At 67.7% G+C, this 13,357-nt stretch carries 12 protein-coding genes; 8 read left to right on the top strand and 4 right to left on the bottom strand.

The window, feature by feature from the left end; translation table 11 throughout:
* Nucleotides 1-150: 150 nt before the first annotated feature.
* From ACZ67T_RS37405 to ACZ67T_RS37370, 8 genes are all read left to right on the top strand, one after another.
* On the top strand, nucleotides 151-1,473 hold the full coding sequence (locus tag ACZ67T_RS37405; protein WP_469990322.1) for an extracellular solute-binding protein: 1,323 nt from the start codon (nucleotides 151-153) through the stop codon (nucleotides 1,471-1,473).
* 59 nt (nucleotides 1,474-1,532) lie between these two features.
* The gene (locus ACZ67T_RS37400; RefSeq protein ID WP_469990371.1) at nucleotides 1,533-2,378 is read left to right on the top strand and encodes a carbohydrate ABC transporter permease; all 846 of its coding nucleotides are present in this window, start codon (nucleotides 1,533-1,535) and stop codon (nucleotides 2,376-2,378) included.
* Entirely contained in the window at nucleotides 2,378-3,274 is an 897-nt protein-coding gene (locus tag ACZ67T_RS37395) for a carbohydrate ABC transporter permease (protein ID WP_469990320.1), read from the top strand. Before ACZ67T_RS37400 ends, ACZ67T_RS37395 begins: the two co-directional genes overlap by 1 nt.
* A 185-nt stretch (nucleotides 3,275-3,459) precedes the next feature.
* Nucleotides 3,460-4,365, top strand: a complete 906-nt coding sequence (locus ACZ67T_RS37390) for an SDR family oxidoreductase (RefSeq protein WP_469990318.1) — start codon at nucleotides 3,460-3,462, stop codon at nucleotides 4,363-4,365.
* 289 nt (nucleotides 4,366-4,654) lie between these two features.
* On the top strand, nucleotides 4,655-5,731 hold the full coding sequence (locus tag ACZ67T_RS37385) for an alkene reductase (RefSeq protein ID WP_469990317.1): 1,077 nt from the start codon (nucleotides 4,655-4,657) through the stop codon (nucleotides 5,729-5,731).
* A 160-nt stretch (nucleotides 5,732-5,891) separates the two neighbouring features.
* Nucleotides 5,892-6,416 carry a MarR family winged helix-turn-helix transcriptional regulator gene (locus tag ACZ67T_RS37380; protein ID WP_469990315.1) on the top strand — a complete coding sequence of 175 codons (525 nt, stop codon included), beginning with the start codon at nucleotides 5,892-5,894 and terminating at the stop codon, nucleotides 6,414-6,416.
* A 69-nt stretch (nucleotides 6,417-6,485) separates the two neighbouring features.
* Entirely contained in the window at nucleotides 6,486-7,568 is a 1,083-nt protein-coding gene (locus tag ACZ67T_RS37375) for a CE1758 family FMN-dependent luciferase-like monooxygenase (protein WP_469990313.1), read from the top strand.
* A gap of 107 nt (nucleotides 7,569-7,675) precedes the next feature.
* On the top strand, nucleotides 7,676-8,437 hold the full coding sequence (locus ACZ67T_RS37370) for an SDR family NAD(P)-dependent oxidoreductase (protein WP_469990312.1): 762 nt from the start codon (nucleotides 7,676-7,678) through the stop codon (nucleotides 8,435-8,437).
* An 84-nt stretch (nucleotides 8,438-8,521) separates the two neighbouring features.
* Here ACZ67T_RS37370 and ACZ67T_RS37365 read toward each other — a convergent pair whose 3' ends face one another.
* The 4 genes from ACZ67T_RS37365 to ACZ67T_RS37350 form a co-directional block, all read right to left on the bottom strand.
* Entirely contained in the window at nucleotides 8,522-9,592 is a 1,071-nt protein-coding gene (locus ACZ67T_RS37365) for an alkene reductase (RefSeq protein ID WP_469990310.1), read from the bottom strand.
* 427 nt (nucleotides 9,593-10,019) lie between these two features.
* Nucleotides 10,020-11,045 (bottom strand): SMP-30/gluconolactonase/LRE family protein, encoded by a 1,026-nt coding sequence (locus tag ACZ67T_RS37360; protein WP_469990308.1) that lies wholly within the window; start codon nucleotides 11,043-11,045, stop codon nucleotides 10,020-10,022.
* Between the two features lie 54 nt (nucleotides 11,046-11,099).
* Nucleotides 11,100-11,429 carry an antibiotic biosynthesis monooxygenase family protein gene (locus tag ACZ67T_RS37355; RefSeq protein WP_469990307.1) on the bottom strand — a complete coding sequence of 110 codons (330 nt, stop codon included), beginning with the start codon at nucleotides 11,427-11,429 and terminating at the stop codon, nucleotides 11,100-11,102.
* 38 nt (nucleotides 11,430-11,467) lie between these two features.
* A complete protein-coding gene (locus tag ACZ67T_RS37350; protein WP_469990305.1) occupies nucleotides 11,468-13,270 on the bottom strand; it encodes a flavin-containing monooxygenase in 1,803 nt (600 codons plus the stop codon).
* Between the last annotated feature and the right edge of the window lie 87 nt (nucleotides 13,271-13,357).

Here is a 13,357-nt window from a genome sequence, read left to right as displayed (position 1 = left end):
CATAGGTTGTTGTGCAGGCAAGATTATTGGCTCAGACCGGTTGACCGGGTCGGGGAACGCTCTCTAATTTATCGGCCAGCGCACGTAGTTGTTTCGAAAACTTTCGAGCCGTGCAGTGTTGTCGAGCCTCTGAGAGCGAAGGAGCTCACGATGGCCCCGAGAATCACCACCCGCATACTGGTCCCCGCAGCCGCGACCGTCCTCGCGCTGACCCTGACGTCGTGCGGCAGCAGCGGACGCTCCACCGATGGCAGCGGCTCCGGCGACGGCACCCTGGTCTGGGCACTGACGCAGGGCTCTGAGGCGACGTTCCGCGCCTCCGCCAAGGAGTGGAACAAGACCCACCCGGACAGCAAGGTCACCTACCAGTTCTTCCAGAACGACCCGTACAAGCAGAAGCTGCGGACGGCGGTCGGGGCGGGCAACGGGCCGGTCCTGTTCGAGAACTGGGGCGGTGGCGCGCTCAAGAACTATGTCGACGCCGGCAAGGTCGGCGACCTCACCCCGGAGCTCGACAAGAGCCCGGAGTGGAAGAGCCGGATCTTCCCGAACGTTCTGCAGAGCACCACCATCGACGGCAAGGTCTACGGCGTTCCGGTCAATGGTGTGCAGCCCGTCGTCCTGTACTACAACAAGGAGCTGTTCCAGAAGGCGGGCGTCCAGCCGCCGAAGACGTGGAGCGATCTCCTCGCCGCGGTGAAGAGGTTCAAGGCCGAGGGCATCGCCCCGCTGTCCATGGGGGGTGGGTCCAAGTGGCCTGACCTGATGTGGCTGGAGTACCTGGTCGACCGCATCGGCGGTCCGGAGGTCTTCGCGAGGATGGCCGCGGGCGAGAAGGGTGCGTGGTCGGACCCGGCTGTCCTCCAGGCCGCCAAAAAGATCAAGGAGTTGGTCGACGCAGGAGGCTTCGCCAAGGGCTTCACCTCCGTCTCCGCCGACACGGGCCAGGCCGAGGCGCAGGTGTACACCGGCAAGGCCGCGATGATCCTGCAGGGCAGCTGGGGGTACGGCACGATCCAGACCGGCGCCCCGAAGTTCGTCTCCGGAGGTCACCTCGGCTGGACCGGATTCCCCTCCGTCCCCGGTGGCAAGGGCGACGCGACGAACGTCGTCGGCAACCCGGCCAATTTCGCCTCCCTCTCCGCGCAGGCCGGCGCCAAGGAGAGGAAGGCCGCGGTGTCCTATCTCAAGGACGGTGTCTACAACGCCAGTTACATCGACAGCCTGCTCAAGGGCGGCAATGTGCCCCCGGTGAAGGGTCTTGAGCCGAAGCTCAAGACCGCGGACAATCCGGACTGGCTCGCGTACGTCTACGGCCTGGCCAAGGACGCCAAGAGCTTCCAGCTCTCGTGGGACCAGGCGCTCAGCCCCGCGCTCGGCGACGCCCTTCTCACGCATCTCGATCAGCTGTTCCTGGGTGAGATCAGCCCGAAGGAATTCTGCGCGCAGATGGACGAGGCGGCCGCGTCGTGAGCCTTGCCGCTGGCAAGCGGACAGCTGGTACGGCCACCAGGGGCGGTCCGCCGTTCCTGATGGCCGTACCCGCCCTCGCACTCTTCGCCGTGTTCGCGCTGGTGCCCATGGCGATCGTGGTCTATCTCAGCTTCACTCGCTGGGACGGCCTCGGCAGCCCTGCCTGGGCCGGCACCGACAACTGGCACGAAGCGCTCACCAGCGACGTCACCCGGCACGCGCTGTGGCTCACCTTCAAGTTCATGGTCGTGTCATGGCTCGTCCAGACACCGATCAGTCTCCTCCTCGGTGTCTTCGTCGCCGGAAAGCAGCGCTACCGGGCCCTGTTCGCGGTCGTCTACTTCATCCCGCTGCTGATCTCCTCGGCCGCGATCGCCATCATCTTCAAGAACCTCCTCGACCCCGGCTTCGGCCTCGGCGCCACCCTCGGCCTCTCCCTCCTCGATCAGAACTGGCTCGGGGATCCTCAACTCGCCTTCTATGCCGTCGTGTTCGTCATCGCCTGGCAGTTCGTGCCGTTCCATACGCTGCTCTACCAGGCCGGTGCCCGGCAGATCCCCGCCTCCCTCTACGAGGCCGCGTCGATCGACGGCGCGGGACGCCTGGCCCAGTTCCTGCACATCACGCTGCCGCAGCTGCGCTACACCGTCGTCACCTCGTCGACGCTGATGCTGGTCGGCTCGCTCACCTACTTCGACCTCGTCTTCGTCCTCACCGGCGGCGGCCCCGGCTACGCGACCCGCCTGCTACCACTGGACATGTACATCACCGGCTTCCAAAGCAACGACATGGGCCTCGCCAGTGCCATCTCCGTGATCCTTGTCGCGGCCGGACTCCTCCTCTCCCTCGTCCTCGTCCGCTTCTCCGGCTTCTCCCACATGCGAAGCCAGCAGGCAGGTATGTGATGTCCGTGCTCTCCCACACCCCGGCAACCGGCTCCGAGGCGCGTACCGCGGTGCCGTCCGGCACCCCGGTCTCCGGCCGTCTGCGACGCCTCAACCCCCTTGGCGCGCTCGGCGGTTGGCTCTGGCTGCTCATCGTGATCGTCCCGGTGTACTGGGCCGTCGTCACCAGCCTGCGCACCCGCGAGGGCTTCTTCGAGGCCAACCCCCTGGCCGTACCGTCCGACCCGACCCTGGAGAACTACCGCCTCGTCCTGGACAACGGCTTCGCCCACTTCCTGTGGAACAGCGTCACCGTCACGGCAGGTGCGACGGCCCTGACCCTCGCCGTGTCGTTCCTTGCGGCGTACGCGATCGTGCGAGGCAGCGGCCGGGCCCTGCGCTGGTCCTTCAGCGTGTTCCTGCTCGGCCTGGCCATCCCGCTCCAGGCCACGATCATCCCGGTGTACTTCCTGATCGCCAAGGCCCGGATGTACGACACCCTGCCCGCGATCGTGCTCCCCTCGGCGGCATTCGCGATCCCGCTGACCGTGATCATCCTGGTCAACTTCCTGCGGGACATCCCCGACGAGCTGTACGAGTCGATGCGCGCGGACGGTGCGGGACACTGGCGCATGCTGTGGAGCCTGGCCCTGCCGCTGTCCCGCCCCGCGCTCATCACGGTCACGATCTATGACGCGCTGAACGTCTGGAACGGCTTCCTCTTCCCTCTGATCCTCACGCAGAGTCCCGACAAACGTGTCCTGCCGTTGTTCGTGTGGAGCTTCCAGGGTGATTTCACCATCAACGTCCCCGCAGTCCTGGCCGCCGTCATCCTGTCGACGCTGCCGATTCTCGCGCTGTACGTGATCGGGCGACGTCAGCTCATCGGCGGACTGACCGCCGGTTTCGGCAAGTGACGGACAAGTTCGTCGACACGCGTGACAAAACTTGGCCGAGCAATGATATATCTGGTGGATCTTCGCGGGGTGTGTGTCACAGCAGCCTTAATCCTGGGCTGATCCTAGATTGCTGGCATCGTTTCGCGGCTGCCTGCGAGTGATTGTCCGGCTTAGTAAAGGCGCTCAGTGCAAGGGGAAGTTTCATGACCGATGGGCCCGTTCTTGTTGTCGGCGGCACGGGCTCACTCGGCGGACAGGTCGTCGACGCGCTGCTGGCCCGAGGGAAGACGGTGCGCGCTTTGGTGCGTCCCGGGTCGGACGCGCGGCGCCTCGAAGCCGCCGGGGTGTCCATCGCCCGAGGCGACATGCTCGACTTCGGTTCTCTTCTCAGAGCGTTCGACGGCGTCGACTCGGTCATCACCACGGCGGCGGGCTACACCCGGCACAGCAAGGGCGACAGCCCGGAGACCGATGTCGTCGGCAATCGCAACCTTGCCGATGCCGCAGCGACCGTCGGTGTCCGAAGGTTCGTACTGACCAGCATCCTCACCTGCGACCAGACCCCGGACGTCCCGCACTTTTGGCACAAGAAGCTCGCCGAGGACCGGCTGGAGGAACTCGGGGTCCCGTTCGTGGCACTGCGTCCAGGCGCGTTCCTCGACCAGATCACCCAGACCGGCGGTGACGGGTTCGCCAAGCGCCGGCTCAACTGGTTCGGCTCGGACCGGACGACGTTGACCTTCGTGCTCACCTCCGACCTTGCCCAGTACCTCGCTGCCGCGGTCGACGTGGACGCGGTCGACGGGGAGCGCATCGACATCGGCTGGGACCGCCCCATCTCCGTGCGGGAGATCGGAGACATCGCCCGCGGCCTTCTCGACGCGGAGATCAAGGTCCGCTCCTTCCCAGCCGGATTCCTGCGCGTGGTCGGCCGCCTGGTGGGGCGCATCGCGCCGTTTACCAAGGACATGTCCGCGATGGTCGATTGGTTTGAGACCGGCCGGTACGTCGCCGACACCGCCCGCCAGAAGGTCCTCTGCGGCGCCGAGCCGACGGCCAAGGACGCTGTCGCCCGGCTGCTCATCAGCCTCGGACATGCCGTCGACTGACGGGGCCGGCGGGTATAGCCCTCAGTGCTCTGGTGTCTTCCTGTTCAGTCATGAAATGTGTCGTAAGCCTCGCCTTCGAGGGGTGATGTCCCGGCTGGATGCTTTAAGCCTGGAGAGCGTTATGCCTGGTGGCGGGGCGGTTTCACTGTCGACTCCCCTCATGGTGACGCGCGTCATGCTGCAGCGGGAATGCGTGACTCGCTTTGCTTGTTTGAGCAACTAATGGCACGATGGATACCGGCCGAGGCGTCCTCCAGGGCGTCCGCACCTTGCACTGAGGAGATTGACGATGACGAAGGCGTTCGAGACCTACGAGCTGGGCGGCAAGCAGCTGGCGAACCGGATCGTGATGGCCCCCATGACGCGGAGCCGGGCGCATGGCCCGGGTGAGTCGGCCACGGATCTGATGGCCACGTATTACGCGCAGCGTGCGAGTGCGGGTCTGATCGTTGCGGAGGGTACGCAGCCGTCGCCGATCGGCCAGGGCTACCCCGACACCCCGGGTATCCACACCGCCGAGCAGGTCGAGGCGTGGAAGAAGGTCACCGCGGCGGTGCACGCAGAGGGCGGCGTCATCTACCTGCAGCTGATGCACACCGGCCGCGTCGGTCACTCCAGCTGGACGGGCAACCAGCCGGTCGCTCCCTCGGCTGTCCAGGCCAAGGGGCAGGTGTACACGCACAACGGGCCGAAGGACTTCGAACTGCCGCACGCGCTCACCGACGCCGAGGTCGAGGCGACCATCGCCGACTACGTGACCGCGTCCCGCAACGCCATCGCGGCCGGTTTCGACGGTGTCGAGCTGCACGGCGCCAATGGCTACCTGATCCACCAGTTCCTCTCGCCGAACACCAACACCCGCACCGACCGCTGGGGTGGCTCGCCCCAGGGCCGCGCCCTGTTCCCCATCGAAACGGCCAAGGCCGTGGTGGAGGCCATCGGTGGCGACAAGGTCGGCTTCCGCATGTCGCCGGGCAACCCGTTCAACGACATCGACGAGAGCGACCGCGCCGACGTCGAGGACACGTACACGGCGCTCCTCGACGGCCTGGCCCCGCTGAACCTGGCCTACCTGCACGAGATGGAGGCCCCGGGCCACCGAGACTTCACCGAGCAGGTGCGCAAGGCGTGGAACGGCACCTTCATCCTGAACCCGTTCACGGGCCAGGAGCCCACCGGTCTGAACGACCTCGGGCTGCTCGAGGACGGCCTCGCGGACCTGGTCTCCTTCGGAGCCCTGTTCATGTCCAACCCTGACCTGCCGGCCCGCCTTCAGCAGGGTGGCCCGTTCGCCACGCCGGACCGCTCCAAGGCCTTCGGCGGAGACGCGACCGGCTACACCGACTACCCGGCCCTCCAGGGCTGAAGCAGTGACGCGGCCGCGCAGCTGAGCTGATCGGCCCCTGCGCCCGCTCCGCCTCCAGGCGAGCGGGCGCCACGCCGTCTTGAACCGCCCACCCGGAGTACCCGGGCGGGCGGCACCCGCGGTGCAAGTGCCGGACCGCCAGAAGGATCAAGGAGGAAGAATGAGCGGCGGAACCGAATGCGGGGGAGCGAGCACCGCGCAGGTGCCGATCTGCGCACGGCGAGGCCCCGTCAGCCACGCGTTCTTCCGGGTGGCCCGGCTGCACCGCATGATCGCCGGCCAGTTGCTGCGTGAGGTCGGCCTCTATCCGAGCCAGGAACTCGTGATGATGGAGCTGTGGGACCGCGGCGCACTGCGCCAGGTGGACCTCGGCCGACTTGTCGGCTCGGACGCGGCGACGATGACCCGAACCGTCCGGCGCCTCGAGCAGGCCGGCTACGTGAGTCGTGTGCCCTCGCCCACCGACAAGCGGTCGGTGATCGTCGAACCCACCGCCGCCAGCAGGGCGTTGCGGCGCAAGGTCGAGGAGATCTGGGCCGAACTCGAACGGGCCTCCGTGGGCAACTTCACCGAAGCAGAGCAGGCCAAGATCCTCGCCGCCCTTGAACGGTTCGAGCGGAACCTGGCACACAGCGCCGGCGAGGCCGAAGCGGCGGGCGATACCGAAGAGGCCTCCGACGCTTGAGCGGCGTACCAGCCGCCCACGACCGGAGGCCCGAGACCCCCATCCAGTCACAGCCCGGGAGGGCACCCCATGCAATTCGGTGTTTTCAGCATCGGCGACGTCTCCGGCGAACTTGCCGGTGGGAACCCGCGTGCCGAGCAGCAGCGCCTCAAGAAGATGGTTGCGATCGCGGTCAGGGCGGAGGAGGTGGGGTTCGACGTGTTCGCGACGGGTGAGCACCACAATCCGCCGTATGTGTCGTCGTCGCCGACGACGTTGTTGTCGCACATTGCCGCGAAGACCAGCCGGATCATGCTGTCCACGTCGACGACGCTGATCACGACGAATGATCCGGTGAAGATCGCCGAGGACTATGCCGTGTTGCAGCACCTCGCGGATGGCCGGGTTGACCTGATGATGGGCCGTGGCAACACCGGGCCGGTGTATCCGTGGTTCGGCAAGGACGTGCGGCACGGCATCCCGCTGGCGGTGGAGAACTATGCGTTGCTGCACCGGTTGTGGCGTGAGGAGAACGTGGACTGGGAGGGCCGTTTCCGCACTCCGTTGCAGAGTTTCACCTCGGTGCCCAGGCCGCTGGACGGCACCCCACCGTTCGTCTGGCATGGCTCGGTGCGCAGCCCGGAGATCGCCGAGCAGGCCGCGTACTACGGCGACGGGTTCTTCGTGAACAACCTGTTCATGCCGACCGATCACTTCCGCCGGCTGATCGGTATCTACCGTGAGCGGTACGCGCATTACGGGCACGGCACCGCGGAGCAGGCGATCGTCGGCGCGGGCGGACTCGTCCACGTGGCCCGCAACTCCCAGGAGGCCAGGAGCCGGTTCCGTCCGTACTTCGACCGTTCACCGATGGCTGGGCACGGGGTGTCGATGGAGGAGTACCTCGCGCAGACGCCGCTGACCGTGGGCAGTCCGCAGGAGGTCATCGACAAGGTACTGACGTTCCGTGAGCACTACGGCGACTACCAGCGCCAACTGTTTGCCATGGACAGTGGCGGGATGCCGCTGGAGACGGTTCTGGACCAGCTCGACCTGCTGGGCGAGGAGGTCCTCCCGGTGCTGCGCAAGGAGACCGCCGCCCTGCGGCCCACCGACGTGCCCGCAGCCGCACCGATTCATCCGGCCGTCATCGCCGAGCGGAACGGAAAGTAAGAGGGCGCGGTGTACGCGAGCTCTGGGTGATCAACGGGCCGTGGCCGTGCTGACGGCGGATTTCCGCAGCAGCGGGACGAACGCAATTTGGAAATGCAAGGAGAACAATGGATCTGGGACTGCAGGGTCGACGGGTGCTCGTCACCGGCGCCTCGGGAGACATCGGGCGTACGACAGCACTCGCGTTCGCCGCCGAAGGCGCACACGTCGCCATCACGTACCACTCGAACGACGAGGCTGCGGAGAAGCTCGCGGCCGAGATCATGTCCGAAGGCGGTACCGCGACAGCCGTCCGACTCGACCTCGGGGACGCGTCGTCGACGGTGGAGGCGGTGGGTACAGTCGTGCGCGTCTTCGGTGGCATGGACGTGCTGGTGAACAACGCAGTCGCCCGCACACCGCGCGTTGCGGGCGGTGAGCTGTTCGAAGATTTCCCACTCGACGTCATGCGTACCTCGGTCGAGACGAATCTTCTTGGGCAGTACGCCCTGAGCCAGGCCGCGGTCAGGGCGATGCGCGACAACGGCTGGGGCCGCATCGTGCATGTCTCGAGCAGCCTGGTCGTCGACGGCCTCCCCGGCTCTTCCGCGTACACCACGCCCAAGGCCGCGCTACATGGCCTCACCCGCACCATGTCGCGTGAACTCGCGCCCGCGGGGATTTTGACAAATGCCGTACTGGCCGGCCTAGTTGCCCGCTCAGGCACCCCACAGGCCATCCTCGACCGCGCCACCCGCTCGGCCGCGATCGGTCGCCCGAGCACCGCGCGTGAGATCGCGGATCTGATCGTTTTCCTCTGCTCCGGCGTCAACACCAACATCACCGGCGAACTCATCCGCGCCGACGGCCACTCGCTCACAACAGCGTAGGCGGTTCACGGCCCAGGGCGGATCCGCTGTCTGGCGGGCGGGGCGTCGCAACTCGTGGAGCCCGACCACCGGACAGCGCTGAGGTCAGCCGAGGGTGGGGTAGTCCGTGTAGCCGTGCTCGTCACCGCCGCAGAAGGTCGCGCGGTCGGGCTGGTTGAACGGGCCGCCCTGGAGGAGGCGAGTTGGAAGGTCGGGGTTGGCGAGGAAGAGGGTGCCGAACGTCAGGGCGTCGGCGGTGCCGTCCTCGATCAGCTGCAGTGACGAGGCGTCGGTCGGCTTGGGGTAGGTGAATGGGTTGAGGACCAGGGCGCCGGGCCATTCCTTGCGCAGCCGCACCGTGAGGTCGCGGATGTCCGACATTTCCATGACGTGCAGGTGGGACATGCCGAGCGGGGCGAGGGCGGCGATGAGTTCTCCGTAGAGACCCGGGAGGTCGCTCTCGGTGGTGTCGCTGAGCGGGTTGGCCGGAGAGATGCGGATACCCACCCGGTGTCCGCCGATGGCCTCGGACACCGCAGTGGCTACCTCCACGGCGAAACGGATGCGGCCCTGGATACTGCCCCCGTACTCGTCGGTGCGCAGGTTGGCGTTGTCGGAGAGGAACTGGTGGATCAGGTGGCCATGACCGCCGTGCAGCTCCACACCGTCGAAGCCGGCGGCTATCGCGTTGCGGGCGGCATCGGCGAAGTCGACGACAGTCTGCGCGATCTCGGCCTTGGTGAGTTCCTTCGGAGTGACGAAGTCCTGTGGCCCTTGGCGGGTGAGGGCCTGTCCCTGGGCAGCCACGGCCGACGGCGCGACCGGCCAGTCGCCGTCGGGCAGCAGTGCCGGGTGGGAGCGGCGGCCAGTGTGCATCAGCTGGGCGAAGATGCGACCCCCGCGCTCGTGCACGGCCGTTGTGACCTTGCGCCACCCGTCCACGTGCTCGGGGCTGTGCAGGCCTGGGTTGTCGGCGTGTCCCTGGCCAAGGGCGCTGGGCTGGGTTCCCTCGGTGATGATCAGGCCGGCGGATGCCCGCTGGGAGTAGTACGTGGCCATGGCGTCGGTGGGGGACTGGCCTGGGCCGGTGGCGCGGTTGCGGGTCATGGGGGACATGAAGATGCGGTTCTTGAGGGTGGTCCCGGCGAAGTCGAGGGGTTCGAAGGCGGTAGGCATGATGAGCTCCAGAAAGCAGAATTCGTAATGAAGGAAGTGCTTGTTTCGTCGCGCTGACGTGCAGGCGGCTGCCTGTGGGGGATCGGGTGTCCGGTGTGGGTGTGACGGGCGTCGGTACGCGCGGCCGGTCAGGGAACAGCCGGGAACGTGCTGGCCTGTCTGGCGATGGTGGGCGTGGGCCCGGTCAACACTCGTAGTCGGCTTCTGACGTGGCGATCTTGGTCAGGAGGTCGCCCAGCCACGCGCGCACCTGTACGGACAGCGCGATGAAGGACGGTCCTCCACCTCGGCCAGGGACCTTGGTGGCGCTTCCTGTGCGGAGCTGAGCACGACGTGCCACAGGCCCGGGGAGCCAAGCCCTCCGGCCGTCTCCTCGTACGGATGCGGAGGCGGCCAGAGAGGTGGTGTGGGACAGGACGGGTGAGGATCAGGAGGTCGAGCCCGCTGTGAGGGCTGGGAAGCTGATTCGTCCTTCTTGCAGCTTCGCGTCGTGCGGTGCTGCGTCGAGGCCGCTGTCGGTGATGTAGAGGTGATTGCCCCGCACCGCGGTGGCGGTGGGGGATGCGACGCCGTCGGCCTGGGTCACGGCGACCGTCTTGGTGCCGTCCGGACGGATCACTGCGACTTCGTTCGAGGCGTGCAGCGCGGCGAACACCACGTCGGAGCGCCCGTTGAGGAAGTTGAAGTCGTCGATGCCCACGACGTCGGTGGCCACCACGGCGACGCGCCCTGCGGAGCCGTCCGGCGCCACGGGGACACGCAGAAGCGTGCCCTTGCTGAGGTTGGAGACCCACAGCGCGCCGTTGTGGAAGCGGAGCCCATTCGCGCCGAGCGGCCGGGACGACGACGTGTCCGGCGCCAGCGACGCGTCGGTCAGCCAGGCCGTCGCCGCTCCGCCGGCGGAGGGAACAGACCACACGGCGCCCCGGTCGCTGTCCGCGACGTAGAGCGTGCGGCCGGCCGGATCGATTGCCAGACCGTTGGGGAAGGTGCCCACGGGCAGGGCCGCGAGGCGCTCGGGGGTGCCGCCGGGGGCGAGCTTCCACACGCCGGAACGGGAGGCGTCCTGGGACAGGACGTTGAAGTACACGGTGCCGTCGGCTCCGCGGGCGTTGCCGGTGATCGCGTCACCCGCGGAACCCGTGGCGAGAGTCGTGCGCTCGCCGGACTGGCTGATGCGCACCAGTGTCGGTGCCTTGCCGACCGGGGCGCCCATCATCGACAGCGTGAGCGAACCGCCCGGGTTGGCGGTGATGTTCTCCGGGGCCTCGCCGGCCGCGAAGTCGAACGTGGCCGCCGTCTTCACTTGCGTGACGACCTGGGGGGACTTCCCGGATCCGGTCCCGGCCGTCGCCGCGGTCGCGTAGGGCGCCGAGACGAGGACGGTTACTGACGCGGCGGCCGCTGCTGCGAGCGTGAGCCGGTGGCGCAGGGCGGACTTCCTGATTTCCATTGCTCCCTCGTCCGAAATCTTCCTGAAGTGCGCTTCTTGAAGTGGCTGCTGCCGTCAGCGGTGGACCGACTCCACGGTGTAGAGGTGTGGTTCGAAGTGCTCGGCGAGCTCCCCGGCGGCGCCCATCTGTTGCCGAGCTTCGGGGTCGGCCAGGACGGCGCGCAGGTGAGCCTCGGTCTCCCACTGCGCGTAGGAGGCGACCCGGGTGCCGTCGGTGCCGGCATGCACCGTGGTGGAGATGAAGCCCTCGCGGTGACGCATCACGTCGTTGGTGGTCTTCGCCAATGCGTCGAGCAGCGCGCGCTGGTTCTCCGGCTTGACGGTGAACACGTTGATGAGCGTGGCCACTTGGGTTTCTGCGGTGATGGTGATCGTGGTGTCCATGACCGGTCGTCCTTCCGGGGGCGCTGTGGTCATGCCGGTCATGCGGCCTGGTCGGCCGGTCGGCGCTCGATGACGAGGTCGCGCTCGAAACCGTCCTTCAGCCACTCGCGGCAGACCTCGGCGTAGGCGATGGGGCCTCCGGGGTAGCCGGAGTGGATCAGTTCGGACTGCGCGTTGGGGGTGCAGTTGAGTTCGGGGCGGGGGAGGCCCGCCGCCTTCTCCTTGATCTGCTGCGCCCAGTTCTCCTCCGCCTCGGGGCGGACCTCCACGCTCGCGTACGCCTGGTCGAGGCAGCGGCGGACGATGGTGGCGACGTGGGTGGCCTGGTCGTACAACTGGTGCGTGAAGTTGATCGCGTGGGTCGCCTGGGGGATGCCGCCGACCACGAACAGGTTCGGGAAGCCCGAGGTCAGGACGCCGTGCAGGGAGCGGACGCCGTCGCCCCATGCCTCGGACAGCAGCTGACCGGCGCGTCCCGCGACGGGGAAGTGGCCGGCGTTCATGTCGAAGCCGGTGCCGAAGACGACGCAGTCGACCTCGTACTCCACCCCGTCGACGACGATGCCGTTCGCGGTGAGGCGCTCGATGCCGCGACCCTCGGTGTCCAGGAGGGTCACGTTGCCGCGGTTGTAGGCCTGCAGGTAGGTGTCGCTGAACTGGGGGCGGTTGCAGCCGAGGTTGTAGTACGGCTTGAGCTTTTCGGCGGTGTCCGGGTCGTCGACGACCGTGGCCATGTCGGCACGGATCTTCTCCATGGCGGCGTAGTTGCCCATGAGCATCCGTGTGGCCATGTCGGCGCCCTCGAGCCGGGCGGCGACCTCGGGCGGCAGGTTTCGCGGCAGCTTGGCCAGGCCGGTCAGCGAGTCGTTCAGGAGGTCCTTCGCGGGAGGCGCGCTGCCGGGCGGGCTCTGCACGACCGCGGTGAGGTTCTTGACGCGTTCCTGCTGCCAGCCCGCTTTCTGGCCCCGGAACCACTCGGGGTCAGTGGGCTCGTTGTTACGGGGTATGACGACGACCGGGGTGCGTTGGACAACGGTCACCTGGTCCGCGTACCGGGCCAGTTCGGGGATGAACTGGATGGCGGAGGCCGCGGTGCCGACCACCGCGACCCGCTTGCCCGCGAGCTTGGTCAGGCCGCCGCGCTCGTTGCCGCCGGTGTAGTCGTAGTCCCAGCGGCTGGAGTGGAAGACGTGTCCCCGGTACTCATCGAGTCCGGGTACGTCGGGGATGCTCGGGTTGTCGAGCGTGCCGCCGCCCAGGCACAGGAACCGGGCCCGCATCTCGTCGCCGCGGTCCGTGGTGACGGTCCAGCGGTCGGCGGCCTCGTCCCAGCGCACGCCGGTGACCTGCGTCTGCATCAGGGCGTCCGCGTCCAGTCCCTCCTTCTCGGCGAGGAGTTGGGCGTTGGCGCGGATCTCGTCGCCCTGGGCGTACTTCTCGGTCGGCATCACGCCGGTCTCTTCGAGCATCGGCATGTACGAGTACGCGTCGACGTCGCAGCGGATGCCGGGGTAGCGGTTCCAGTACCAGACGCCGCCGAAGCCGCCGGCCTTCTCGATCAGGCGGACGCGCTCCACGCCCGCCTTGCGCAGGTGCGCGCCCGTGATGAGGCCGGTGTGGCCGCCGCCGACCACGACGACATCCACCTCGTCATGCAGCGGTTCGCGCGCGAAGCCCGGCTCGACGAAGGGGTCCTCGACGGACAGGACGGCGCTGTGTGCGACCGGCCGCCCCGGCGTCGGCTTTCCCGAGCGACGCTTCCTGCTCTCCTCCAGGTACTTGAGGCGGATCGCCTCGGGGTCGAAGCCGGAACCACCGGGCGTGGCCGAGGTGTTGCTCACGTCGTGTCTCCTTGTTGTGCAGTTCTGATTTTGGGCAGGCCGGAGCCGCGCGCCGGGTCTCGGGAGGTGCCGGCGCCGCGGAGGGTT

Source organism: Streptomyces sp. NPDC107517 (assembly GCF_055582645.1).
Note: the sequence above shows the minus strand (reverse complement) of the source record. Positions and strands in the feature narration are given on the sequence as shown.